The organism is Vibrio sp. 811 (assembly GCF_033339195.1).
The window spans coordinates 164,796-189,838 of record NZ_JAWOUB010000004.1 but is presented as its reverse complement, the minus strand read 5'-3'; the positions used below and the strand labels follow the sequence as shown (position 1 = coordinate 189,838).

Annotated in this window: 25 protein-coding genes and 1 tRNA gene; 16 read left to right on the top strand and 10 right to left on the bottom strand. The window is 42.2% G+C overall.

Features of this window, described 5'->3' with window-relative positions:
- Positions 1-273 precede the first annotated feature (273 nt).
- On the bottom strand, positions 274-1,548 hold the full coding sequence (locus R7Q46_RS09360; protein ID WP_318077459.1) for a methyl-accepting chemotaxis protein: 1,275 nt from the start codon (positions 1,546-1,548) through the stop codon (positions 274-276).
- Positions 1,549-1,925: 377 nt separating this feature from the next.
- Between R7Q46_RS09360 and R7Q46_RS09355 the strand changes: the two genes are divergently transcribed.
- From R7Q46_RS09355 to R7Q46_RS09335, 5 genes are all read left to right on the top strand, one after another.
- Positions 1,926-3,482 carry an EAL domain-containing protein gene (locus R7Q46_RS09355; RefSeq protein WP_318077458.1) on the top strand — a complete coding sequence of 519 codons (1,557 nt, stop codon included), beginning with the start codon at positions 1,926-1,928 and terminating at the stop codon, positions 3,480-3,482.
- Between the two features lie 197 nt (positions 3,483-3,679).
- The gene (locus R7Q46_RS09350) at positions 3,680-3,880 is read left to right on the top strand and encodes a helix-turn-helix transcriptional regulator (RefSeq protein ID WP_318077457.1); all 201 of its coding nucleotides are present in this window, start codon (positions 3,680-3,682) and stop codon (positions 3,878-3,880) included.
- Entirely contained in the window at positions 3,864-5,117 is a 1,254-nt protein-coding gene (locus tag R7Q46_RS09345) for a VapE domain-containing protein (RefSeq protein ID WP_318077456.1), read from the top strand. Before R7Q46_RS09350 ends, R7Q46_RS09345 begins: the two co-directional genes overlap by 17 nt.
- A gap of 221 nt (positions 5,118-5,338) precedes the next feature.
- Complete coding sequence (locus tag R7Q46_RS09340) at positions 5,339-5,533, top strand: helix-turn-helix transcriptional regulator (protein ID WP_017634405.1); 195 nt, start codon at positions 5,339-5,341, stop codon at positions 5,531-5,533.
- 177 nt (positions 5,534-5,710) lie between these two features.
- Positions 5,711-6,481, top strand: a complete 771-nt coding sequence (locus tag R7Q46_RS09335) for a hypothetical protein (RefSeq protein WP_318077455.1) — start codon at positions 5,711-5,713, stop codon at positions 6,479-6,481.
- Positions 6,482-6,541: 60 nt separating this feature from the next.
- On the opposite strand, the gene R7Q46_RS09330 is transcribed toward R7Q46_RS09335, so the two are convergent.
- Positions 6,542-6,796, bottom strand: coding sequence for a hypothetical protein (locus R7Q46_RS09330; protein ID WP_029839156.1), 255 nt, complete (start codon positions 6,794-6,796; stop codon positions 6,542-6,544).
- Positions 6,797-6,945: 149 nt separating this feature from the next.
- Here R7Q46_RS09330 and R7Q46_RS09325 point away from each other — a divergent pair, with 149 nt between their 5' ends.
- The 3 genes from R7Q46_RS09325 (at position 6,946) to R7Q46_RS09315 (ending at position 8,791) form a co-directional block, all read left to right on the top strand.
- The gene (locus tag R7Q46_RS09325) at positions 6,946-7,233 is read left to right on the top strand and encodes a hypothetical protein (protein WP_318077454.1); all 288 of its coding nucleotides are present in this window, start codon (positions 6,946-6,948) and stop codon (positions 7,231-7,233) included.
- Positions 7,234-7,716: 483 nt separating this feature from the next.
- Positions 7,717-8,592, top strand: a complete 876-nt coding sequence (locus R7Q46_RS09320) for a phage integrase N-terminal domain-containing protein (protein WP_029839152.1) — start codon at positions 7,717-7,719, stop codon at positions 8,590-8,592.
- Positions 8,593-8,659: 67 nt separating this feature from the next.
- A complete protein-coding gene (locus R7Q46_RS09315; protein WP_318077453.1) occupies positions 8,660-8,791 on the top strand; it encodes a hypothetical protein in 132 nt (43 codons plus the stop codon).
- A 225-nt stretch (positions 8,792-9,016) separates the two neighbouring features.
- On the opposite strand, the gene R7Q46_RS09310 is transcribed toward R7Q46_RS09315, so the two are convergent.
- The 5 genes from R7Q46_RS09310 to rpsU form a co-directional block, all read right to left on the bottom strand.
- Positions 9,017-9,092 (bottom strand) — tRNA-Ile (locus tag R7Q46_RS09310).
- Between the two features lie 155 nt (positions 9,093-9,247).
- On the bottom strand, positions 9,248-11,110 hold the full coding sequence (rpoD, locus tag R7Q46_RS09305) for an RNA polymerase sigma factor RpoD (RefSeq protein WP_005395986.1): 1,863 nt from the start codon (positions 11,108-11,110) through the stop codon (positions 9,248-9,250).
- A gap of 99 nt (positions 11,111-11,209) precedes the next feature.
- Positions 11,210-12,976 carry a DNA primase gene (dnaG, locus tag R7Q46_RS09300; RefSeq protein WP_005379719.1) on the bottom strand — a complete coding sequence of 589 codons (1,767 nt, stop codon included), beginning with the start codon at positions 12,974-12,976 and terminating at the stop codon, positions 11,210-11,212.
- 149 nt (positions 12,977-13,125) lie between these two features.
- Positions 13,126-13,569, bottom strand: coding sequence for a GatB/YqeY domain-containing protein (locus R7Q46_RS09295; protein WP_005379720.1), 444 nt, complete (start codon positions 13,567-13,569; stop codon positions 13,126-13,128).
- 27 nt (positions 13,570-13,596) lie between these two features.
- Positions 13,597-13,812 (bottom strand): 30S ribosomal protein S21, encoded by a 216-nt coding sequence (rpsU, locus tag R7Q46_RS09290; RefSeq protein WP_001145625.1) that lies wholly within the window; start codon positions 13,810-13,812, stop codon positions 13,597-13,599.
- A gap of 230 nt (positions 13,813-14,042) precedes the next feature.
- Here rpsU and tsaD point away from each other — a divergent pair, with 230 nt between their 5' ends.
- Both tsaD and R7Q46_RS09280 read left to right on the top strand, forming a co-directional pair.
- The gene (gene tsaD / locus R7Q46_RS09285) at positions 14,043-15,059 is read left to right on the top strand and encodes a tRNA (adenosine(37)-N6)-threonylcarbamoyltransferase complex transferase subunit TsaD (protein ID WP_005379854.1); all 1,017 of its coding nucleotides are present in this window, start codon (positions 14,043-14,045) and stop codon (positions 15,057-15,059) included.
- 176 nt (positions 15,060-15,235) lie between these two features.
- A complete protein-coding gene (locus R7Q46_RS09280; RefSeq protein WP_203346674.1) occupies positions 15,236-16,051 on the top strand; it encodes an alpha/beta fold hydrolase in 816 nt (271 codons plus the stop codon).
- 34 nt (positions 16,052-16,085) lie between these two features.
- Here R7Q46_RS09280 and plsY read toward each other — a convergent pair whose 3' ends face one another.
- Positions 16,086-16,697 (bottom strand): glycerol-3-phosphate 1-O-acyltransferase PlsY, encoded by a 612-nt coding sequence (gene plsY / locus R7Q46_RS09275; protein WP_005379857.1) that lies wholly within the window; start codon positions 16,695-16,697, stop codon positions 16,086-16,088.
- A gap of 250 nt (positions 16,698-16,947) precedes the next feature.
- Here plsY and folB point away from each other — a divergent pair, with 250 nt between their 5' ends.
- The 3 genes from folB to R7Q46_RS09260 are packed head-to-tail and all read left to right on the top strand — an operon-like array spanning position 16,948 to position 18,604.
- Positions 16,948-17,307 (top strand): bifunctional dihydroneopterin aldolase/7,8-dihydroneopterin epimerase, encoded by a 360-nt coding sequence (folB, locus tag R7Q46_RS09270; protein WP_086046518.1) that lies wholly within the window; start codon positions 16,948-16,950, stop codon positions 17,305-17,307.
- Positions 17,304-17,786 carry a 2-amino-4-hydroxy-6-hydroxymethyldihydropteridine diphosphokinase gene (gene folK / locus R7Q46_RS09265; RefSeq protein ID WP_005387457.1) on the top strand — a complete coding sequence of 161 codons (483 nt, stop codon included), beginning with the start codon at positions 17,304-17,306 and terminating at the stop codon, positions 17,784-17,786. The genes folB and folK overlap by 4 nt, the downstream gene beginning before the upstream one ends.
- Positions 17,787-17,800: 14 nt before the next feature.
- Positions 17,801-18,604: an undecaprenyl-diphosphate phosphatase gene (locus R7Q46_RS09260; protein ID WP_137281697.1), complete on the top strand. Its 804-nt coding sequence runs from the start codon at positions 17,801-17,803 to the stop codon at positions 18,602-18,604.
- Positions 18,605-18,656: 52 nt separating this feature from the next.
- Here the strand turns inward: R7Q46_RS09260 and R7Q46_RS09255 are convergent, their stop codons facing one another.
- Positions 18,657-19,877 carry a multifunctional CCA addition/repair protein gene (locus R7Q46_RS09255; protein WP_154204852.1) on the bottom strand — a complete coding sequence of 407 codons (1,221 nt, stop codon included), beginning with the start codon at positions 19,875-19,877 and terminating at the stop codon, positions 18,657-18,659.
- 138 nt (positions 19,878-20,015) lie between these two features.
- On the opposite strand from R7Q46_RS09255, the gene R7Q46_RS09250 reads away from it, so the two are divergent.
- From R7Q46_RS09250 to ggt, 3 genes are all read left to right on the top strand, one after another.
- Positions 20,016-21,632 (top strand): ExeA family protein, encoded by a 1,617-nt coding sequence (locus tag R7Q46_RS09250; protein WP_318077452.1) that lies wholly within the window; start codon positions 20,016-20,018, stop codon positions 21,630-21,632.
- A complete protein-coding gene (locus R7Q46_RS09245; protein WP_017820253.1) occupies positions 21,632-22,318 on the top strand; it encodes a general secretion pathway protein GspB in 687 nt (228 codons plus the stop codon). Before R7Q46_RS09250 ends, R7Q46_RS09245 begins: the two co-directional genes overlap by 1 nt.
- A 273-nt stretch (positions 22,319-22,591) precedes the next feature.
- Positions 22,592-24,322, top strand: coding sequence for a gamma-glutamyltransferase (ggt, locus tag R7Q46_RS09240; protein WP_167415009.1), 1,731 nt, complete (start codon positions 22,592-22,594; stop codon positions 24,320-24,322).
- 88 nt (positions 24,323-24,410) lie between these two features.
- On the opposite strand, the gene R7Q46_RS09235 is transcribed toward ggt, so the two are convergent.
- The gene (locus R7Q46_RS09235; protein WP_154204849.1) at positions 24,411-25,022 is read right to left on the bottom strand and encodes a TIGR04211 family SH3 domain-containing protein; all 612 of its coding nucleotides are present in this window, start codon (positions 25,020-25,022) and stop codon (positions 24,411-24,413) included.
- Positions 25,023-25,043 lie beyond the last annotated feature (21 nt).

Sequence of the window (25,043 nt, the reverse complement as noted above, 5' to 3'; positions counted from 1 at the left end):
GTGAATATCATATTCGTGATTTATGTTAATTTATATCCTGGTATTATTAACCATTGTTAATGGTCAGATCATTATTAATTAAGTTATTTATATCTATACAATGAGTAATAGTTTACGGTCAGATCAAGTGAATGATAAGGCTCTATAAATAATATTTAAATTTTATATTTATATTGAATTTAAAAGGGAATATATAATATTAATTATCATTCCCTTTTTAGTTGATACTATAGAAAATATTTTGATTTATATAACTATTCTTTATAGTAATTATTATGCAACTAAGTTCTCTAATTCTATAGATTTCTCGGTAAGCTTTTTAGATTGTATTTCTGTAGAGTTTGATGAATTATTCGTAATTTCTGCCATTAGCTTTGCTTCTTCGGTATTTCTACTGATCTCATCTATGACTAATGTTTGCTCTTCGCTGGCAGCTGCAATCTGAGCATTCATTTCATTTACAGATGCAAGACTTGAAAATAAATCCAATAACCTTGCACTCGTATTATTGATTGATTTAGTCAAGTCATTAACTACAGAGCTACTCATATTCATAGAATTAACAGACTCTTGAGCACTATCATGTAGATTTTCTATCATTAATGCTATTTCTTTTGTACTTGTTTGCGTTTTACTCGCCAGTTCTCTAACCTCATCGGCTACAACCGCAAAGCCACGGCCGTGTTCACCAGCTCTTGCTGCTTCTATCGCTGCATTAAGAGCGAGTAAGTTAGTTTGTTCTGCTATTCCTTGAATTGTTTGAACAATACTATTTATACTGTTTACTCTTTGACTTAATTCTATGACATTATTTTTGCTCGTGGAAGTTGTATCATCTAACTCTTGTAAGCGAGCGTTTATTTCTTGAATGAATAATGTTAAGTTTTGTCCTTCACTATTAACGTGTGATACATGGTTATGAGCGTTTTGAACATTCGATGCAATTTCCACAGCTGAGCTTTGAAGCTCTGTCATGGCAGTTGCAACATTATCCATAGTTGAAAGTAGTAGAATTGAGTTTTCTTTGTTATCACTAGCTGTTGAATTTAATTCCCTTGACATTGAGTCAAGTATAAAAGCTATATCTTTAATGCCAATTATAGTCTTTTCTGTTCTATCTAGCATAAGGTTTAAATCTTTTACCAGAGAGTTGAACTCCTTTGATTTGTCTTGAGCAATTCTATAAGAAATTGGAGTTTCTATGTTACTCATTATCTCTGCTTGCTCAACAATAAAGTTTATTCCTTTAATTGTCCTATTAACAAGAATCCAAGAGGAACCAACTAACAAGATAAGTAAAGCTAGCATCTCGATTATAGAATTAGTTATAACATCGTGTTGTACATTATCACCAATATTTTTTAGTTCTAAGAACAACTCTTTTTTAGAATAGTTTTTAAAGTCACCATTGGTTACAGATTCCGCTATTGTTAAACTTTCCCGTTCTCTTATTTCATTCATATCTCCTAGTGCGAATGTGAACATCACTAAGAATAGGATCACTCCTGGTAAAATTGATACAAGCGTAAGTTTTGTTTTTGTACTCATTTATTTCAATCACCTTCCATCAAAGCACGTTATTGAATTTTTTTTAATCTAAGCATGTCCATAATTGCATACTTATGCTGTAAAGTTGCAAGGAAATGTGATGTTATCATTTTTGACTTACACGTGTAAGCCAAAAAAATGATTTGTATTAGGTTTTTCTTATATTGGTGATGTGCTTCTCAATGATAGCTTTATATTGTTGACTAATAACCATAGTGACAATAATGTTATTAGTATTTTAGCAATATGATGTTAAGTCGACCTTTAAGCTTCCTTGTGGATTTGTAGTTGTTTTTCCATCTAACCAAAATTGGAAATATGCAATTGCTATCATATCTTTTGGATTTTAGGTTTTAACTCTTTTGTAGAGAGTGAAAATGAGTTCAATAAAGTTTAACTTCAAAGAAAGTGTTATTATGTTTTCCTTATCTTGTATAATAACATTTAATTTAGGTTTTTATATTAGTAATTTAGAAAGTGAAAAGGTTGTTAGCAGGGATATTGCTAATGCTTTAAGTTATAAAATTAATGAGTATTTTAGTCTTCTAGGTTATTTTTCTAGGAATTTTAAAGTTAATATTGAAAATTCAAAATTAAAAGAAAAAATAAGGAACGTTATATATGATGATAAAATTTTATTAGATTTAGTTACTATATCTAAAAATGGTGATGTAATTAATAACTTGTCTAAGTTTTATTCTATTTCTAGTTTTAATCTATTTGAAGATATTAATACTAAGAACTCTTTTTATCTCACATATCATGATAAAAATATTTTACTTGGGGATGCGTATTATAGTGAGAAATTTGGGGAGAAGGTAATTCCTATTAGAGCTCCTGTTTTTAATGATGATGAGGTTTTTTCATTTATTTCATTGGTATTGTCTTATGATGGATTATTTAAAAAATATGTACCAATAGATTATAAAAACAACATAATCCTAAAAAATATATCTAATAGTAATAAATATCCCTTTAATAGCAGTTGCAATTTATCTTGGTTTAACTGCTTTTTATTTAACTTGTTTTATTTTAATGAGTCATATCGGTATTTCACTGATTTTCCTCACGATTTTGTTATTTTCATTGTGGGGGATTTAAGTATAAGCTTAGTTGTTTTAGTAGGGGCTTTGTTTCTTTTTTTGGTTTGTTTTTTTTACTTTATTTATAGTAGGTATAGTTATTACTTTTATTTGAAGGGAGCTTTTCGTAATGAAGAGTTTTACTTAAGATATCAACCCCAATTTAGTGGAGAAGGAGTTGTTATCGGAATAGAAGCTCTTTCTAGATGGACATCCCCATATTTGGGAGATGTTAGACCAGATGTGTTTATTAAGAAACTTGAGCAGTATGGGCTAATGAAAAAATTTGGAGAAAATGTCCTGCATAATTCAATAAAAGAATCAAGAGACTTATGTGTAAAAAATAACATTTCTTTATCTATAAATGCTTCTATAGAAGATTTAAAAAATAATAATTATTCACTTTATTTGAAAAGATTAATTGATATCTATGATTTTCCTGTCAATCTTTTAAAAGTTGAAATTACAGAGAGTGCAGAGATTGATAGGCTTGATTTTATAAAAAACAATATATTTAACATTAAAAGAATGGGCGTTAGACTATCTATGGATGACTTTGGCTCTGGTTTTTCTTCTTTGTTTCTTTTAAATAAAATTAAGTTTGATGAGATTAAGGTAGATAAATCATTAATTGATGATATAGATTTTGACAAAAGAGCGAATACAACTTTAATAAATATAAATAGATTGTCAATGGAGTTAAATATTGATGTCGTTGTAGAAGGTGTTGAAAGGTATGATCAACTTAAGATTTTGAATAGTATTGGTTTTTGCCGATATCAAGGATTTTATTTCTCTAAACCAGTCAGTCTTGGTTGTTTAGAGTTGATTATAGAAGATGGAAAAATTTAGATTTGGTTTTAATTAACTTCTTCAACTCTTTACTTTATTTTTTACCTTGGATGGGATCTTATAATCTAAGTATTCATCCTTGGTTCTTACCTCTTGACCTTTTAAATTAATTAAAGCAATCGATTTCCTAAAATCGTTTCCTCCTTTTTTTTCAAAGATACTAACTCCTGCCCTCAAATGAGATAAGGAGACAGGTAATGACACGAAATCGAATAATCCCATTAAAAGAGGTATCAGAAGCCTTAGGGCGAACTCCCAAAACTATTTGGCGATGGTGGGCAAAAGAGAAAACATTTCCGAAACCCATTCTGATCAATGGACGCTGCCTTGGGTGGCGAGAGTCTGAGCTAGATAACTGGATGGAGAGTCAAGGGGGGAAAAGTGACAGCAGCAAGTGATAAAAGTCAGCCGAGCGAGTCTCAACTCGATTTTCCAGACAAGAAAAAAGAAGGGTTTAAGAAGCTTATTCTCAATACAGATGACAACCTGAGGGTACTGTTAGATCACAAAGGATACGTCCCTTACTTAAATGCGATGAACACTGAGATAGAAGTGCTCCATAACGGTAAGGTTATGGAATATGAGGTGTTAATGAGTAAGCTGATAAGCGACTGTGCAAGATTCGATGTACCAAAAGCAGCAATTGGTGATCATCTACATGTTTTGGCAAAGGAGCGTTCATATCACCCTATTGTTTTGCATCTGGCTGACTCTGAATGGGATGGCGTCGAACGAGTGAAGAAAGTTATTGGGTGCATCCGTTCTAAGAGACCTGAAGTTACGGAGCTAATTATGCGGAGGTGGCTTGTAGGTTGTATTGCGGCGCTATACGAGCCTCGGTTTAGCAGTAAGTTAGTTCCGGTGCTTCAGAGTAAGCAGTCTTTTAGAAAAACCGCTTTCTTATCAAGAATAGGTGACATCGTACAAGGGGCATTTCTTGGAGGTCGGGCATTAGATCCCCGCTGCAAAGATAGCGTGTTACCTATTATTAAGTCATGGATTGTTGAACTCGGTGAACTGGAGTCTTCAACAAAGCACAGTCAAGGTCAGCTGAAAGCATTTATATCCCAAGAGGCAGACACAATCAGGTTGCCCTATGCGCGTACCGACCTTAAAAAACCGAGGCAAACGCTTTTGATAGCGACGGTAAACGGCCAAGACTTCTTAAAGGACAGAACGGGTAATACTCGGTTTGGTGTGATTGAACTAAATGAACCCATTGATATGACTACTGTGAATCGGATTCTCGGGTGGCAATACAACGGAACTGGCAGCCTTCGCCAAGAAGAGCCCGAGTCATTGCGGCAGTTTTGGTTGGAGGTCAAGCACATGTATGAAGCTGGTGAGCCTTGGGTACTGTCAATGGACGAGCAGGCTCTAGTTGATACGGTATCTGATAAATATTTGGATAAAGGGCGTTGGTATAAAATGCTTCAGGAGCGAATATCAATGGAGGCTGATGATAATCGAAGCCAGACTGAATGGCTTGCACCAGGCCAAATTAGCCAGATCTTAGGTATACCATGTAACTATGCTGCTCATGTCGGTAGAGCTCTACAAAGGCTAGCTGATGAGGGAAAAATTGCAACACGTTACAAAGATGGCTACAAACTGTATTTGTTTCCCAACAGATAGCGTCCAAACTTCTGAAGCTGTATGTTCATAACTGTCCTTCACTTACCCCACTTGAAGTGGAGTAAGTGAAGTACATTGAGACAAACTACATTTACAACGTTCGCATTGCGAACGTTGTGTCTCCCCATCTAATCATTTCAACCAATCGACCTCTTAAAACCGTTATGCCTCTTTTTATCAAAGATACTGGTTCAGTCATCAAATGAGAAAGGAGGATGCTCATGGCAAGAGATCGAATTATGTCCCTTAAAGAAGTTTCAGATTCACTAGGTCGCAGTCCGAGGACGATCTGGCGTTGGTGGGCCAAAGACAAATGTTTTCCCAAACCAATTCAAATCAACGGACGTTGTTTGGGGTGGCGTGAGCGAGACTTTGTTGACTGGCTAGTAGAGCAAGAACAGACTTTTAAAGATTAAATTTATGTACGCGAGGCTATAGGCCTCGCTTTTGTTCGCACTGCGAATGTTAATTCCACTTGTTGGGATAAATGCAGTAATCGTTAGCTTAAAAAAAATTTTTAACTTTGTCGGCTTTAACATTCTTTCTGACATTGAGGAGCTGTTCGCTTCTCATTCATCAAGAAGGAAGGAAATATGAATAGTACTAAGCGTAATTGGAGCAAGCAGTTTGATTCTGCATCAGTTAAATATTGCAACCAAACAAGTATAGCTATGTCTTGTCATGTTGACATGAGAAACGTGTTGTTTGGTTATTATGAGGAGTACTTATCTCCCATGACTCCGCTAAATCATGATAATGCTCTCTGTTCTGTGATAGAAGACATTGATTGTGTAATAGTGGATTACGGTAAGGACACAAAGCAGTTTTTGAATCTTAGCACCGCTTTAGATTGGGCTAAGTCAGTTATGGGGGTTAAAGTATTTAGATATGTGGACCTTTCATTGTTTGGTGGGCCTGGATTCTATCTAGATGATTACATGGATGCCTTAAGAGATAATGCTGATAACTTAATCGATTTTTTTGTTGATAGCTTTAATCTCTATGGTTGGAGCATATCCCCATTTCAACTTGCCCATGATGTAGAGATTACGTCTGAATTTAGTAAACCGGAGCTCGTTGAGGCGGTATTTAACTTTGCTAGGAATATCCATTGCTTTAGCGCAGTAGGGCCAGAACGCTCACCTTGGTTTATGAGCCAACCTACAAATGAAGGCTCTTACTACGTTTGCAGATTTAATGGGAAAGTTGAGCTTGTTGACCTTAAACTGGTTCATAGTGTAGATGGAAGAAGCAGTAAATTGATGATCTTTGGCTTAAACCAAGAGCCTGTGCCTTTAGATGAAGCGGAAGCTGGCGATTGGTTATGGTCTTTCTCTTATCATCAAACAAATACATTTGACTGAAGCCTATAATTAGAATGAAGTGACTTAATGTACAGTAAACGTTGAGTCACTTTTTACCAGCTACCAATCTGAATTATCTCTATGGCGTTTTTCTGTAATCCTATTCCTCAACTTACCCTCTAAATCCCGCTCGAATTCACACCCGATGTCATCAAAGTAGGTGTTGTCTGAAATACCATCATCATAGCTAATATGTTCGCGGTCGATGTTTGAGCTTTTACTTGAAGCTTCCAAAACACAAACAATAACTTTAAGCAATGAAATGAAAATGCTCCCAAAGATTGAGATGAGCGTAGGGCTTTTTTTATATTCCATATTCAATCTGCCAGATTTATGCATTTGTCACGTAATAGGTTACGCTTTCTACTTAAGATTAGCAGAGGAGTGAAATGTTCGCAGTGCGAACAAAACAACGTAAAGGTGTATGTATGGTGCAGATGGACGAATTTATTTGGAAGCGCTACATGGAAGATATAGAAGGTATGTTTAGAGATGCTATTACAAGTTTGGATTTACAGCATCGCGCCGTCATGGCTAAAGCAATTACGGCCATGTTAATCCAAGAGCCACCATTTAAGCTTACAGATGAAAATATAATCAATTACTTGAAATCTCCAGATGACATCAAACGTCAGATATTCGTTCAGTATGGTTACTTTGATCCACGCCTTGAATCGTCTTTGCAAGAAGCTGTCCTATGTATTGATGGTATCAAAGAACCACTGCTAAACAGCATAAAGAACGCACATTGAAGCCCTCCTGTCACTAGCTGTGAAATAGGTAGTGACAGGAGGTATACCGCGAGCGCATCACCTTATTTTTTCTATATTCTCGTTATTTCTTTTAAGCGGGGTCACTTGGTGACAGCCAAGTGACGGCTTGGTAGCCTCATCACGTAAATAAAAAAGTAGCCGTCGCTATAAAGACTCTTCATAAATCATAAATGTTCAATAGGAGAAAGAAACGTAACCAGCATTGTGACGTCACAATGCTCTTCTCGTAGATGCTCACACTTCTTCAAGTAGATCATGTACGACATTCGTAACTATCGATACACAAACCATCACTCTTGCCCTAATCGCCTCTGAGGCATTCATCTTACTAACCATAAGTTTGAATTGGGCTTATCACTAACCATCAGGTTCACGTGGTTTGATTACGTTTTCTCCATCATTTTTTCAAGTAGATAGAGCCATATGAGCTATATGGCTCTTATTTATTTAGGAGTAAGAGTCATGAGCAAACCAAACTTACGACACGGCCTAGTTTTGTTAATGAAGCGCAACATTGATGGGAGTTATGCATCTCAAGCTGCACGTAAAAACATCCTCATCCAAATCGAAAAACAATTAAAGAGAGGAGGGTACAGGCACTTAACTCCACATACACTTAAGTTAAAGCACGTAAAATTTTTGGTTGAGCATTGGCAAAGTCAAGGCTTAAGCGTTGGAACTATAAAAAACCGAATGGCACATATTCGTTGGGTATTCGAAAAGACTGGACGTGAGCATTTGTTACCCAAGTCCAATGAAGAGTTGGGGATAGGAAAGAGAGTTTTCAGTGACAATAGTACCAACAAGGCGAAAGAGCTTGATGAAGTAAAGTTTAACGCAATCTCAGACCCATATATAAAAATAGCGTTAGAGCTACAATCTGCATTCGGTCTGAGGCGGGAAGAAGCTTTGAAGTTTAACCCCAGTATAGCGATTAAAGCAGATAGAATTCATTTAATGGGCTCTTGGACTAAAGGTGGCAAGGCGCGAGAGGTACCAATCAGAAACGAATATCAAAAGCAGGTGTTAGAACGAGCTATAGCTATTGCCCCAAGAGGCTCTCTGATTCCCGCAAGCAAAAAGTACATTCAACAGCTAAAGCACTACGAAAATACTTGTAGGAAGGTTGGGTTATGCAAGAACCATGGTCTACGCCATCAATATGCTCAACAGCGATACATAGAACTGACAGGAATGAATGCACCTAAAGCGGGTGGTTTAACTAGCAGAGAACTGAGTAGAGAACAAAAAAGTGCAGATAAAGAAGCTCGCCTTATTATTAGTAGAGAGTTAGGGCATGAGCGAGAAGAGATTACAGTTATCTATCTTGGCCGGTAAGCACATTATCAAGTTTTGTATTTTTAGGTTAAAATATAACCACAAGAACATTAGGGCGGGTTTCAATATGTTAGTACAAGTTTTGGATGTAACGGGTATGACTTTAGCTCAACTTTTATTTTTAGCTCTAGTTACCGTTGGTACAATCGGTTTGCCTTTGTTAGCTATTTGGTATGATCGTAAACACGGAATTGAGTAAAATAGGCAGATAATAAAAAAGCGCCCCCTTTTCACATAAGGGGGCGCTTTTTTATTATCTTATCGAATTTTCTGTTCTGCTCGTGATGGAAAAATGTTGGCAAGCTCAGCAAAGCGTCCAAAATTGTGAGCTAAGCAACTTCCTAACTACACCCACAACTACACCCAAAATCACTAGGTACAAAAAAAGCGTAGCAGATACTAACCTGCTACGCCTTCTAGAATATGGTGGCCCCTCGCAGACTTGAACTGCGGACCAATCGATTATGAGTCGACTGCTCTAACCACTGAGCTAAGGGGCCTTAATAGGACAACGATTATAGGGGAAGCGTTGCAAGGTGTCTAGATACCAACTAGGGCAATTGCGCTTAGTTTTTATCCACTTAGAACAGTAGATAATAAAAAAGGTGACCTAAAGTCACCTTTTTTGATTTCTAAAAGCTTGTATGCGCTGCGATTATTCGTCTAGGAAGCTGCGCAGAGTCTCTGAGCGGCTTGGGTGACGAAGTTTACGTAGTGCTTTTGCTTCGATCTGACGGATACGCTCACGAGTAACGTCGAACTGCTTACCAACTTCTTCTAGAGTATGGTCAGTGTTCATGTCGATACCAAAGCGCATACGAAGTACTTTCGCTTCACGTGGCGTTAGACCTGCAAGCACGTCTTTTGTTGCCACTTTAAGGCTAGTTGCTGTTGCAGAATCTAGCGGAAGTTCTAGCGTTGTATCTTCGATAAAATCACCTAGATGCGAATCTTCGTCGTCACCGATTGGTGTCTCCATTGAGATAGGCTCTTTAGCGATTTTTAGAACTTTACGAATCTTGTCTTCTGGCATTTGCATGCGCTCTGCCAGTTCTTCCGGTAGTGGCTCGCGACCCATCTCTTGCAACATTTGACGAGAAATACGGTTTAGCTTGTTGATCGTTTCGATCATGTGTACCGGGATACGAATCGTACGTGCTTGGTCCGCGATTGAACGAGTGATTGCCTGACGGATCCACCACGTTGCGTAAGTCGAGAACTTGTAACCACGACGATATTCGAACTTATCTACCGCTTTCATCAGACCGATGTTACCTTCCTGGATCAGATCCAAGAACTGTAGGCCACGGTTGGTGTATTTCTTCGCGATAGAAATTACAAGACGCAAGTTCGCTTCAACCATCTCTTTCTTCGCACGGCGAGCTTTTGCTTCACCGATAGACATACGACGGCTGATGTCTTTAATGTTCTGTACGTTTAGAGAAGTCTCTTCTTCAATCATTTTTAGCTTAGCGATTGAACGACGGATTTCTTCTTCGTTACGTTTGATCTTTTCAGCGTATGGCTTGTCTGAAGCAAGAACTTCATCCAGCCAAGCTTCACTTGATTCATTACCAGTGAACAGCGCGATGAATGATTTCTTCGGCATTTTGCCGTATTCAACCACTGACTTCATGATCAGACGCTCTTGTGTACGAACGCGATCCATAGCAGTACGCAGTTCATTCACTAGGTGATCAAACTGTTTAGGCGTTAGACGAAACTCGCGGAATACGTCTAGCATCATTTCATTAGCAACGGTTGCTTTCGGGCTGTTATAGCCGTATTCGTTGATTGCTAATTGAAGATTTTGATAGGTGCTGCGTAGTTGGTTGAATTTCTCTAGCGCTAATTCAGGATCGATACCTACATCTTCTTCAGAATCATCTGAATCGTCATCGCTATCTTCGTCGTCATCAACGTCTTCATCGTCTTCTTCTTCTAACTGAGATTCAGTCAGTTCAGAACCGATGTGTGTTGCCGTTGGTGCAGCGGTGTCGTCAGCATCTGGATCTACAAAACCTGAAATTAGGTCTGTAAGACGTAGTTCTTCAGCTTGAACTTTGTCAAATTGCTCAAGAATGTACGGAATTGTGCCTGGGTATTCAGCAACAGACGATTGAACTTGGTTAATACCTTCTTCAATACGTTTTGCGATGTCGATTTCGCCTTCGCGAGTTAGAAGTTCGACAGTACCCATCTCACGCATGTACATACGTACTGGGTCTGTTGTACGACCAATCTCACTCTCTACGCTAGAAAGTGCAGCGGCTGCAGCTTCGGCTGCATCTTCATCGGTAATATTTGTGTCATCGTTCAGTGCTAAATCATCAGCATCAGGAGCAGTTTCTACTACCTTAATGCCCATGTCGTTGATCATCTGAATGATGTCTTCTACCTGTTCTGAATCTACGATTTCAGCAGGTAGGTGGTCATTTACTTCGGCGTAGGTCAGATAGCCTTGTTCCTTGCCTTTAATAACAAGTGACTTTAGCTGTGACTGCGGATTGTGATCCATAGACGGTATCCAACTTCGTAATCTGGTGAAGGAATCAGTATGCGAAATGCAAACCACTTACTATAACAAATTAAATCGTTGCTGACTAATTAAACAGGGTTACGCTTTTAAATCTAGCATAAGTGCTAGCAGCTCCCTTTTCTCTTCGGCTGATAAACCGACACTTCTTGCTTTGGCCTGCAGGTTTTCAATTTGTTTTTCTACGCACTGGGCAATAATTTTATCCAGTGAGTCTAAAAAGATTTCTTCTTGGTTGTCCTCATCGAGTGGAATGTCCCAACTCGCGAGACGAGACAGAAGGGTCTCATTTTGGCTGTTTCGCCAATGCTCTAATAATTGGCCTGTGTTGATATGGGGATGCGCTTGGCATTTATCAAGTACATCAACAAATAAACTTAGACCAGGAATGGGCAAATCTCTAACGCTGGTTAGATCTGGCACCATACTTACGTATTGTGGGTTTTGAATCAGTAACGCGATCACTTCTCGCATCGGCGTTCGCTTGATTTCTTTATGAGGTTGAGGCCTTTTATCCTCTTTACCTTGTTTTGAAATTAGCTGCTGTAGTTGGCGTTCATCAACCAAACCCAAACGGCGGCCAAGCAATTCTCTCAAGTATAGTCTTAAAGTGCCGCCAGGGACTTTATCAATGAGAGGAACCGCAAGAGTACTCAGTTTTGCCATGCCTTCTTTCGTGCTCATATCGACCTGCTGAGTCAATGAGCTGAACATGAATTCAGACAAGGGCATCGCATTAGACACTTGCTGCTCAAATGCTTGTTTTCCGTTTTGTCGGATATAAGAGTCGGGATCTTCTCCATCCGGCAAAAACATGAATTTTAACTGGCGACCATCCGTTAGGTAAGGCAATGCATTTTCCATGGCACGCCACGCTGCTTCACGGCCTGCGCGGTCACCGTCATAACAACACACGACGGTGCTTGTTTGCCTGAATAACACTTGCAAGTGATCGCCCGTTGTCGAGGTTCCCAATGAGGCAACGGAATAATCTACGCCATATTGAGCAAGCGCGACAACATCCATATAGCCTTCAACCACTAAAATTTGTGGTGGCTCACGGTACGCTTGTAGTACTTCATAAAGGCCATACAACTCTTTACCTTTATGAAATATCGGGGTTTCGGGTGAGTTGAGATATTTTGGTGTCCCATCACCTAATACTCGACCACCAAAGCCTATTACTCGGCCGCGTCTGTCTCGAATAGGAAACATCACTCGACCACGGAATCGGTCGTAGCGGTTGCCTTTATCGTTTTCAATCAACATGCCGCCAGTGACGAGCATGTCTTGGTTTTCTTTATTCTGGCCAAAGTTCTTACGAACTAAATCCCATTCATCAGCCACATAGCCGATGCCAAACTTCTGGACGATTTCACCAGACAGGCCGCGATCTTTTAGATACTCAATCGCCACCTTACTTGCTGGCTGTTTGAGTTGGTTACGATAAAATTGAGCAATGCTGCCCATTAAGTCGTATAGGTTACGTTTTTCACTGCTGCTTGCTTGTGGGCCTGATTGAAACGAACCATTACCGCCGCTACGTTGTTCGCGAGGAACATCTAAACCCAAGTATGAAGCGAGTTCTTCAATGGCTTCGACGAATTCTAGTCGGTCGAACTCCATCAAAAAATCGATGGCATTTCCATGCGCGCCACAACCAAAACAATGGTAGAACTGCTTTTCTTGACTGACACTGAATGAGGGTGTCTTTTCGTTGTGGAAAGGGCAGCATGCGCCGTAGTTTTTGCCTTTTTTCTTAAGTTTCACACGTGCGTCGATGATATCGACAATATCAAGTCGAGCTAGAAGGTCATCGATAAAACTGCGAGGGATGTGTCCAGCCATAAAACCTAACAAAAAAAGAAGATGATGAGTGGAGTGAATGCCTTAAAAGAATGAGCGTATTGCCCATTGATTTCATTCCATCCATCCAGATACAAACAAGCCGTGCGCTCCAAAGGATAGCACGGCTTGCTGCAATTGGGTGGGGTACCTTAAGCCAATTTAGCGCGAACTAAACCGCTTACTTTACCCATATCTGCACGCCCTTGAATTTGCGGTTTCAGAACGCCCATTACTTTGCCCATGTCTTGCATGCCAGCTGCGCCAGATTCAGCAATCGCGTTCTCGATGAGAGCCGCTACTTCTTCGTCTGTCAGTGGTTGAGGCATAAAGTCCTCAAGAACGGTAATTTCTGCTTGTTCCGCATCAGCAAGATCTTGACGACCCGCTGCTTCAAACTGCGCTACAGAGTCGCGACGTTGTTTAACCATCTTGGTCAATACTGCAAGAATGTCGTCATCGTTCAGAGTAATCTGTTCGTCAACTTCACGTTGCTTGATTGCTGATAGGGCTAAACGAATAGTACCAAGGCGCAATTTGTCCTTGGCTTTCATCGCTAATTTTTGCTCTTCTTTGAGTTGATCAATCAGAGCCATAACTAAATTCCTTTTGGAGCTCAGTTATTAGTACAGGCGAACGCGACGAGCGTTTTCGCGAGCTAGCTTCTTAGCGTGACGCTTTTGAGCTGCTGCTTTAGCGCGTTTGCGAACTGTAGTTGGTTTTTCGTAGTGCTCACGACGACGCACTTCAGAAAGGATACCTGCTTTTTCGCAAGAGCGCTTAAAACGACGTAGAGCAACGTCGAACGGTTCGTTTTCACGTACTTTAACTACTGGCATATGCCTTTCACCTCAGGGGTTATTCGTTAACGCTGGTATTCAACAGACCAAATCACAATTGTTAGGTCTCTTACCAGCTTGATCAAAAATGGTGCGGAATTTTAATCCGATCACAACTACTTTGTAAAGCCTTTTGTCGATTATTGTCTGTACAAAATTTGTTTGCAGCACCAAGGCGAGGTAATATGACGCCCAAATTTCCTCTATACAGAAAGCATACTGAGAAAACCATGCGCATTATTGGTATTGAAACCTCTTGTGACGAGACTGGCATCGCAATTTATGACGATGAAAACGGTCTCTTGTCACACAAGCTATACAGCCAAGTAAAACTGCACGCAGATTACGGCGGTGTGGTGCCTGAGTTGGCTTCACGTGACCACGTAAAGAAAACCATTCCTCTTATTAAAGAGGCACTAAAAGAAGCGAACTTAACTTCAAAAGACATCGATGGTGTCGCGTATACCGCGGGGCCTGGTCTTGTTGGGGCGCTATTAGTGGGTGCGACTATCGGTCGCAGTATTGCTTATGCTTGGGGAGTGCCAGCGGTACCTGTTCATCATATGGAAGGTCACCTATTGGCCCCAATGTTGGAAGATAACCCTCCACCGTTCCCGTTTGTGGCGGTATTAGTATCGGGCGGTCACTCTATGATGGTGGAGGTGAGAGGCATCGGTGAGTACAAAATTCTAGGTGAGTCGATTGATGATGCGGCGGGCGAAGCGTTTGATAAAACAGCGAAGCTAATGGGTTTGGATTACCCAGGCGGTCCACTATTATCTAAACTGGCGGAAAAAGGTACACCGGGCCGCTTTAAGTTCCCGCGTCCAATGACGAATGTGCCAGGTTTGGACATGAGTTTCTCTGGTCTAAAAACCTTTACGGCTAACACGATTGCTGCAAACGGTGATGACGAGCAAACTCGCGCGGACATCGCATTGGCATTTGAAGAGGCTGTGTGTGCTACGTTGGCTATTAAATGTAAGCGCGCGCTTGAGCAAACAGGCATGAAACGCATTGTTATTGCTGGTGGTGTGAGTGCTAACCGTCGTTTGCGAGCTGAGTTAGAGAAGTTAGCGAAGAAAGTTGGCGGCGAAGTTTACTACCCACGTACTGAGTTCTGTACAGATAACGGTGCGATGATCGCTTACGCAGGCATGCAGCGCTTGAAGAATGGCGAAGTGGCTGATATGTCAGTAGAGGCTCGTCCACGTTGGCCAATTGATCAACTAACACCTGTCGCTTAATCAAATTTATGCGGTAGGTTTGAAACCGGTTCTGTGTAATAAAGGTCTCTGCTCCTCAGAGGCCTTTATTTTTAATTATTCAATGAACCGCCTCGTTTTACATTCTGACTGATGCGATCAGTTCGCTATTGTTTCAGTGCTAGGATGACGTGGAAGAATAAGAAATGGATATAACAATGAATAAGTTTGAAATTGAAGGTCAGCAACTTGCTTATCTAGATAAAGGTAAGGGCCCTGTGCTTTTATTTGGTCATAGTTACCTTTGGGATAGCCAAATGTGGGCGCCGCAAGTTGAGGTTTTAAGCCAGTCATTCCGTTGTATTGTGCCAGATCTTTGGGCACATGGTGAATCGGACGCTGCACCTGCATCGACACAGTCATTGGCCGACTATGCACAACATATGTTGGCATTGATGGATCATTTAGATATCGAAGAGTTCTCGATAGTGGGCTTATCTGTTGGCGGCATGTGGGGAGCAGAGCTAACGGCTCAAGCGCCGCAACGTGTTAAGTCACTGGTATTGATGGATACCTTCATTGGCTGGGAGCCAGAAGTTACGTATAAGAAGTATTTTGCAATGCTTGATACCATCAGCCAAGTCCAAGCAGTGCCTGCGCCAATTATTGAAGCCGTTGTGCCGCTGTTCTTTGCCAACAACGTCAATCAGGATAACCCTAAACTTGTCGCTTCATTCAAACGCAGTTTAGAAGACCTGAATGGTGAGCGTGCGGTGGAAGTAGCTCGCATAGGGCGCATGGTGTTTGGTCGCCGGGATGTGATTGAGGATTCGGAAAAATTTGCTCTGCCGACGTTAATTGCAGTGGGCTGTGAAGATAAACCCCGTCCAGTTTTTGAATCTTATTTAATGAAAGACTGTATCACAGGCAGTGAGTTGGTGGAGATTCCTCAAGCGGGACACATCAGTTGTTTAGAGCAACCTGAGTTTGTCAACCAGATGTTGTTGAGCTTCCTGAATCGAGTTCATGCGTAACCAATACATCCTTCTTTAAACGAAAAACTCGGCATTAAGCCGAGTTTTTTTGTGTCAGTTTTTTCTCGCCGATTTTTGGCTCGTCGCCAGACAAAAGCCGACGAATATTTTGATGATGCTTAAATACGATTAAGCAGCACAGCATAGCAACAGGTAACGTGTATTGCGGTTTAAACATCCAAGTATAAAACGGAGTGACCAAAACCGTGACGAGAGCCGCTAAGGATGAATAGCGGAATAGCGCGGCTACTGACAGCCAAGTTAACATTACCAATCCTGTTAAGTCCAAACCAATCGGAGCGATAGCGCCAAGCGCGGTTGCGACACCTTTTCCGCCTTTAAAGTGGAAAAAGATGGGGTACATGTGGCCAAGACAGGCAGCAATGGCGATGACGCCAAGAATGATAGGGTCGATACCAAGAAAGTATCCGCCCCACACGGGGATAGTGCCTTTGAGCATATCGCACAACAAGACTGAAACAGCGGCTCCTCGTCCGCCAATACGCAATACGTTCGTTGCTCCAGGATTGTTAGATCCCACACTGCGTGGGTCTGGCAGTTTTAAGAGTCGACAGATCAAAACCGCACTGGAAACCGAACCTAATAAATAGGCGGCCATTGTCATTATCAGTGCCAGTGCGTCCATAGAAGTCCTTGATGGATTGGAATTTAATGCTCGGTTCCCGCGTAGTTGCTATCATACCCCGAATTTACATAATGCAGAAATCCTCACTGTGATAGAGCTTGCATTATGTGATTTCTTGTATATAAAGATGCTTTCGCAGTTTATACCTAAGTAACATTGTGATGACCAAAGTAAATGTTACTTAGGTATAGAATACTACGATCAAATTACCCCTCACGGGTATCCGACCTCTGTAATAGAAGGACATAAGATGGCTCTGGATAAAGTTTTTATTGAACAGTTAGAAGTAATCACCACCATTGGCGTGTACGACTGGGAACAACAAATCAAACAAAAGTTGGTTCTAGATATTGAAATGGCACACGATAATAAACCTGCGGGCAAAAGTGATGATGTGCAAGATGCACTGGATTATTCGCAGGTGAGTGAGGCGGTACTTAACCACATTGAAAATGGTCGTTTCTTACTGGTCGAGCGCGTGGCTGAAGAAGTAGCAGAGCTTATCATGCAGCGTTTCTCTGTGCCTTGGGTGAAAATCCGCCTAGCGAAGCCTGGCGCCGTGCCGCAAACACGTGCTGTTGGTGTGGTGATTGAGCGAGGCCGAGCATGATCACCACTTATATCGGTGTTGGGACGAACGTAGAAAGAGAGCAACATGTGCTTGCTGCGTATCAGGAGCTGCAACGGCTTGGAGAAAATCTCCTCGTATCACCGATATATGAATGCGAACCTATTGGTTTTAGCAGCAAGAATTTCTACAACTTTGTCGTTGCAATGCGTACCGAGTTGTCATTAGAAGAGTTGAGCCATCAACTACGCGAGATTGAATTTAAGTGGGGACGCGAAGAAAACGCGCAAAAGTATCAGGATCGAACACTGGATCTCGATATAGTGTTGTTCGGTGAGCGCGTCTCCAAGAAAAAACCTGAGCTACCTCGCAGTGATATCTACAAATATCCTTTTGTCACAAAGCCACTGTATGATCTCGAACCGCAATTAGTTATCCCAGGCGATGGACGCACAGTCGCAGACATTTGGCATGCTATGCAGCCAGTCGATTCGCTCAAACCCGTTTCCTTTCATTTTTAATTTGAGTTGTTTACATGAGTTATTTTGAAGCCTTTATTTTGGCTCTGATTCAGGGGCTGACAGAGTTTTTGCCTATCTCAAGCTCTGCCCATTTGATCCTGCCTTCCGCTATTTTAGGATGGGAAGACCAAGGTCTGGCCTTTGATGTTGCTGTTCACGTCGGTACATTAATGGCTGTCGTGATCTATTTTCGTCATGAAGTAATCACTTTGTTTCAAGCGTTATTTGCTTCGATCTTTAAAGGAGATCGCAGTAAAGAAGCTAAATTGGCTTGGATGATCGTGATTGCGACGATTCCAGCTTGTGTGTTCGGCCTATTGATGAAAGACATCATTGAAGTGTATCTACGTAGCGCTTACGTCATCGCGACTACCACGATCGTATTTGGCTTGTTGCTATGGTGGGTAGACAAAAACGCTGAACTCGTTGCCGATGAATACCAAACGGGTTGGAAGAAAGCTGTATTTATCGGTATTGCCCAAGCCTTAGCGATGATTCCTGGAACTTCACGTTCAGGGGCGACCATTACAGCAGCGCTTTACCTTGGCTTTACTCGAGAAGCGGCTGCCCGCTTTTCATTTTTAATGTCGATCCCAATCATTACATTAGCTGGTAGCTACTTAGGCATGAAGTTAGTGACCAGTGGTGAACCTGTCCATGTTGGTTTCTTACTTACTGGCATTATCACATCGTTTATTAGTGCGTACATCTGTATCCACTTCTTCTTGAAGATGATTTCACGCATGGGCATGACACCGTTTGTGATTTACCGTCTGATTTTGGGCGTCGGTTTGTTCGCTTTTCTATTAAGTGCATAATTGATGCTAACGAAAAACGCCCGCGAAATCCGCGGGCGTTTTTGTTTGTTCGTTACTTCTTAAGTGCTGCTTTCACTGCTTCAATACGTCGTTTTTCTTGCTCGTCACGAATCGCAGGGCCTTTAAAGCCCTCTTTGATTATGATTTGAACGTCAACTGCCGCTGCTGCTTGGTAGGCTTGCCTAAAAATATCCGCCTGTGGATATGGTTGCGTTTCCAGTCCTTTACGACCAGCATGATCCGCTTGACAGCAAAGCAAGATATCTTGCAGACGTTCGGACTTACGCCACACATCAAGCTTATTGAGTATTTTAATTATGGTTTGTGGTTTAAGTTCAGCCGCGCGATGAATATTGGAATGCTGTTCGCACACCATCAAGGCTAAATCACGAAACTCATTTGGTACCCGGACACGTTCGCACAGCTTTTTGATCAGTTTTAATCCTGTATGGCAATGCATTTTGTGGCTTGGCCATTCGCTCTCTGGCGTCACGCCTTTACCCAAGTCATGCACTTGGGCGGCAAACCTGACGGGGAGTGAGTTACTCAATTTTGCGGCTTGCTCTGCCACCATCAAAGTATGGATGCCAGTATCGATTTCTGGATGCCACTTCTCAGGTTGAGGTACGCCAAATAGTGCATCAATTTCAGGTAACACCACGGTTAATGCACCACAGTCTCGTAGAACCGATAAGAAAATATCAGGGCGAGGAGTAGAGAGAGATTTATGCCATTCTTGCCAAACACGCTCGGGAGTCAGTGTGCTCAGCTCTCCGGACTCTGCCATGTGACGCATTAACCGCATAGTTTCGTCGGCAACCGTAAAGTTTAGATCAGCAAGCTTTGCAGCGAAGCGAGCGACACGTAAAACGCGTAGAGGGTCTTCAATAAAGGCGTCTGATACATGGCGTAGCAGTTTATCGTTGAGATCTTGCTGGCCACCATATGGGTCATGGATCGTGCCATCACTCTCCATTGCCATCGCGTTAATGGTTAAATCACGACGTATCAAATCTTCTTCTAAGGTGACGTTTTGATCGAAGAAACATTCAAAACCAGTGTAACCAGAACCTGACTTTCTCTCTGTTCGTGCAAGGGCATGTTCTTCTTTACTTTTGGGATGCAGAAATACAGGAAAGTCTTTACCAACGGCGGTGTACCCTTGGGACAACATCATCTCAGGCGTCGCGCCTACGACCACCCAATCATTGTCATAATTATCAATTCCGAGCAATTTATCTCGAACTGCGCCACCTACTAAATAAACTTGCACGAATTACCTCTTAATTTATGGATATGCCGTTGGACATTGTAGCAAGCAATGGTACTTTTCTTTACTCCCGAGAGTAGATGCGGCTATGTTTATATTATATCTGACTATTCTCAGGTGGTTTTTTAGCTGGAGAGCCTAATGTATAAGGACTTTTTTGGGTTTGTCGAACAACCATTTTCGATTGTTCCAAACTCACGTTATTTGTATTTAAGCCAACGTCACAAAGAGGCAATCACACATCTCCAAGCTGGGCTAGGCGATGGCGGTGGCTTTGCTATGCTTACTGGCGAAGTAGGTACAGGCAAAACGACCGTCGCAAAAGCGATGCTGGCGAATTTGGGTGATAACACCAAAGCGGGTCTTATTCTCAATCCCACGTTTTCGAGTAGAGACTTGCTCGAAGCCATTTGTGATGAGTTCAAAATCACCTATCCGCCAGACGCAAACCTCAAACAGCTAAACCAGGTTATCCATCAATATTTGCTGCGTAATTATCGTTCAGGCTGGCAGACATTGCTGGTCATTGATGAGGCTCAACACCTTGCTGCCGACGTTTTAGAGCAGTTGCGCTTGTTGACTAACTTGGAAACCGATACCAGAAAACTGCTCAAAGTGTTGTTGGTCGGGCAGCCTGAATTGCAGCGGTTATTACAAACAACACAACTACGCCAACTTGCCCAGCGTATTACCGGGCGTTATCACCTGTTGCCGTTGGATGAAAAAGAGACAGAAGATTACATCGCATTTCGACTACATACAGCAGGTGGCGACCAGCAACTGTTTAATCGTGCTTCTTGTAAACTTATAGCCAAATACAGTCACGGTATACCGCGGCTCATCAACCTTATCTGTGACAAATCCCTCAACATTAGTTATCACCAGGGTAATGTGGTGGTGGATAAGCAAACCGTTCAGCAGGCCTGTGAAGAGGTGATGCAGCTTCAGGCAGATATTTATCAGCAAGATAAAAAAGAGCGCCGGACTTTCCGTTGGCCTGCTTGGGGCTCTGTCACGGTAGGCCTTATTGCTGCATTAAGTACGGGGTGGGCGGTCGTGAATTATATGCCAGCTCAAGCGACGTCAGTGTTGACACAAGTGACGGAGCCAAGAGTAGAGCCAACACCAACCGTCGTCAGCCAACAGTTAACGGATGAGCAGCGTGCTTTATTGTTAACACAAAAACAGTCGAACCTCGCTGTAAATGATTTGTATCGTTTGTGGGGGTATCAAGCATCGGTTCGCGATAACCTTTGTTTGTCAGAACCGCAGTCGACTATGCGTTGTGAGCGTAAAATGGCGACTTGGCCGCTGTTGATGCAACAAAATCGCCCTGTGATCTTGGAGTTGAATTATCAAGGTGATGTTGGGTATGTCATTCTATATGCCGTCGGTAATGACCAAGCTGAAGTGCTCAATGGTAAGCAGCGTCTCCGTCTGCCAATTTCATGGTTAAAGCCGTTGTGGCAGGGCAATATTATCGAACTGTGGCATGCTCCGCTGAATGAAACATTACGTTTAGACATGGAAGGCCCTGCGATTGAAGTATTAGACCGATTATTAGCAGAAGCGGTGAGTGAGCCACTGCTTGAAACGTCTATTTTTGATGGTGCGATGAAAGAGCGAGTCGAGTTATTTCAACGCTGGCAAGGAATTGGTGTCGATGGTATTGCAGGTAAGCGAACGCTAGACCGACTTCAGCAAAATGTTCAGCCAGATGCGCCTCAACTGGCGAGAATAGAGAAGGAGGACGCATAATGTCAGCTGTGAAACATATAGGTCTGTTCTTGCTGCCAATCACTGCTTCTGCTATTGGAGTCGCTTGGTACTTAGATCTCTTTGCACCGAGTGTTGAAGTAGATACAACGTCCCCGATAGAAAAGGTCGAAGTGGTATCACCTTTCAAAGTATTAGACTATCCAGAGAACACCCAGTTGGCCCAATTGCCAAGAGAGTGGCCAAGTGCAGAGCTATCGCGTGATTTTGGTACATTTACCACCCCCGATGAATACACGAGCCATACACCAAGCAGAGATGAAACACGCAACTCAGCATCAACCCAAACGACTTCTCCTGCTGAAGAGGACCTCGGGTTGTCTTTGGATGATCTGGATTTATCCTCATTATCTCCTGATTTAGCTAGGAAGGTCGAAAATGCCTTATCCCGAGATGATGACAACTCTTCATCACAAACGGCACGCGTGAACGATTTAGAGCGCAACGCTCACCAGTGGCAAGGGCGTCTACCTGCGCTTAATTTGCAAACCCATATGTACGCTAGTGATGAAAATCGCCGTTGGGTGAAAATTAACAATGTTGAGTATCATCAAGGGGATGTCGTTGATGATCAGGTCACTCTAAGAGAAATACAACCGCAAGCTGTGATTGTTGAGTTCCAAGGTGAGCAAATTCGTATACCAGCGTTGTATGAGTGGAAAGGCTAACTCTTGTAGAAACACATCAAGCCAGCGAAATCATATCGCTGGCTTTTTATTTTTCAGAGCATCTTTTGCATCTATTCTGGTGATGATTTTTAGATACTCAAACAAGCAAAATATAGCTTTTCTCAGTCGTTTAAATAGCACCAATATCATTCATCTATTGATAGCGCGATTCCAGTCAGCGTTGTGTAAAAAGACACCATCTTCACGAACTTCGGAGTAATGACTTGGTCCACGTTAGACCCCATCACATAATAGGAGTCTAAACAGAGACACATGCGTATTCTGATTTTTTCTTTAAGCATTGTTGCATCGACAAGCTATGCAGCAAAGCCAGACCCATTCCCAGTTACACCAGATAGTCGCGGGCAAGATTTCATGGTCAGTGCGACGAATCCTTACGTGAGCAGTACCGGTTACTCAATATTGAAAGAAGGCGGTAACGCTGTTGATGCTATGGTCGCGATGCAGATGGTGATGTCTGTCGTTGAGCCAGATATGACCGGAATTGGCGGCGGGACTTTCGCGCTGTTTTATCAACATGACGAGAAAAAATTTCTGGCCCTTGATGGTCGAGATGAAGCGCCCTCTAGCGCGAACCCTGAAATGTTTGTTGAGAATGGGGAAGTACTCAGTCGCAACGAAATATTAGGCCCTCGTTCTGTTGCGGTTCCAGGCACGTTGCGGTTGCTTTACACCACTCATGAACAATACGGCAAGTTGCCATGGGCAGAGCTGATTAAGCCGGCGATTACATTGGCGAGCAATGGGTACGCGATGAACAGCTACACCTACGACATCGTAGTAAGAGAGCAAAGCCGACTTGAGCAAGATCCGGAAGTGAAAGCCTTGTATTGGCAAGGGGACGATATTAAGCCGACGGGAACCTTGATGAAGAACCCTAAGATGGCTGAGACGCTGAGGAAGATCGCGCAACAAGGCGATAGTTACCTTTATGGTGGTGAGCTTGGTCAGCACATCGTAGAGACGGTTAATAGTCGTATTAACGACCAACACGAGAAGTTGTCTTTAGAAGATTTTAAACATTACCAAGTGAAGCAGCGTGACATTATTGAGAGCGACTACCGTGGGAATAAAATAGTCTCTTTTGGTTACCCAGCTTCGGGCGGTGTGATGGTCGCTCAGAGTCTTGAACTGCTTGCACCCTATGGCATTGCCCATATGGCGAAAACGGATGTGGAACCTTGGCGTCTCATGACTGAAGCGATGCGAATTGCAAAAGCCGATCGTATTGCGTATGCCGGAGATCCGGATTATGTGGAAGCGCCAGTTGAACAATTGTTATCTAAAACCTATTTGGACCAGAGACGTGATTTAATCCCTGATAATGGCACCTCAAAAGAGGATCCAAAAGCAGGACAGATAACGCAAACTCAGTATGCGCAATATCAAGGCTTCGAGAGCAAAGATACAGGGCACATTTCTATCGTCGATAGAGATGGAAATGCAATAGCGATGACTAGTACGGTAGGAACGGGTATGGGCTCGGGTGTGATGGTCGATGGCGTTATCTTGAACGCGCAGATGGCTAACTTCTCACCTCAGCCAACGCTTAACGGTAAACCTACGCAAAACTCAATTGAAGCGGGCAAGCGTCCACGTTCGGCTATTACGCCATTAATGGTGATGGACAGTGATGATAATTTGCGTTTGGTGGTTGGGTCACCAGGTAGTTCACAAATCCCGGGGTATGTACTCAAAACCGTGGTTGGGGTGCTGGATTGGAATTTATCAGCGCAAGAGGCTATTGACTTACCAAACATCCAGTATGGCACTAAGATAGACCGCACCAAGTCTTATGACCCGACTGGTTTGCTGGTGGAAAAGAAAACGTTCGCAGAAATGTTGGTGCCTGAGTTTATGGAGCTTGGCTACCCAGTGCACGTTATTCCAGTGGTAAGCGGTTTGAATGCAATTGAGCTAAAAGATGGCAAGCTTTATGGCGCAACGGATCGTCGTCGAGCCTCTAGTTCAATGGGGGAGTAGTACTCACTTCTGTCAAACGAAGCAAACTAAAAAGCCAGTCAATATCGACTGGCTTTTGCGTTCTTTTTAAAGATAAAAGCGTAAGGGTTTATGCCCAACCCGCAGGAGAGCGCTTTCTACGAGGCATGACATGCGGAAGAATCAAACCAAATAGTAAACCTAAACCTGCAACACCGCCGCCATAAGTGAAGTACTTAAGCAGCATGTCATCTTTTTGTGTATCCAGTTTTGCGCGTAGCTCGCGGTTTTCTGTTTCAACAGAAGTAAGCTGATCGCTGATCTCAGAGTATTTATTTTCTAGATCTGAAATTTGTTGGTTACGTGTTTTGAGAGAGGTAACAAGACCGGCTTTCTCTGCATCAGAAGTTTGACGAGCATTAGCAAGCTGCTCTTTTACTTCGGCTAGCTCTTTCTCAATGCGAGGAAGGCGAATTGCCATGCTCTCTTGGTTTGTCACAAACTTGCTTTGTACCCAACCAGTACGACCACGGTCATCACGAACTTGCGTATAGCCAGTATCTCGGTTGGTTTTAATCAGTTGTACTTTAGAACCGGCGTTAACACTACCGATAATACGGTAGGTGTTATTTGGACCTGAGTGCATAAAAGTGAAGAGGTCATCAGAAATATAACGGTCTGCTGCTAGGGCCGCTGGCGCTGCTAGCAAAGTAAACAAAACCGTGATGATTAGTTTTTTCACAGTAAATCCCTTAACGATTTT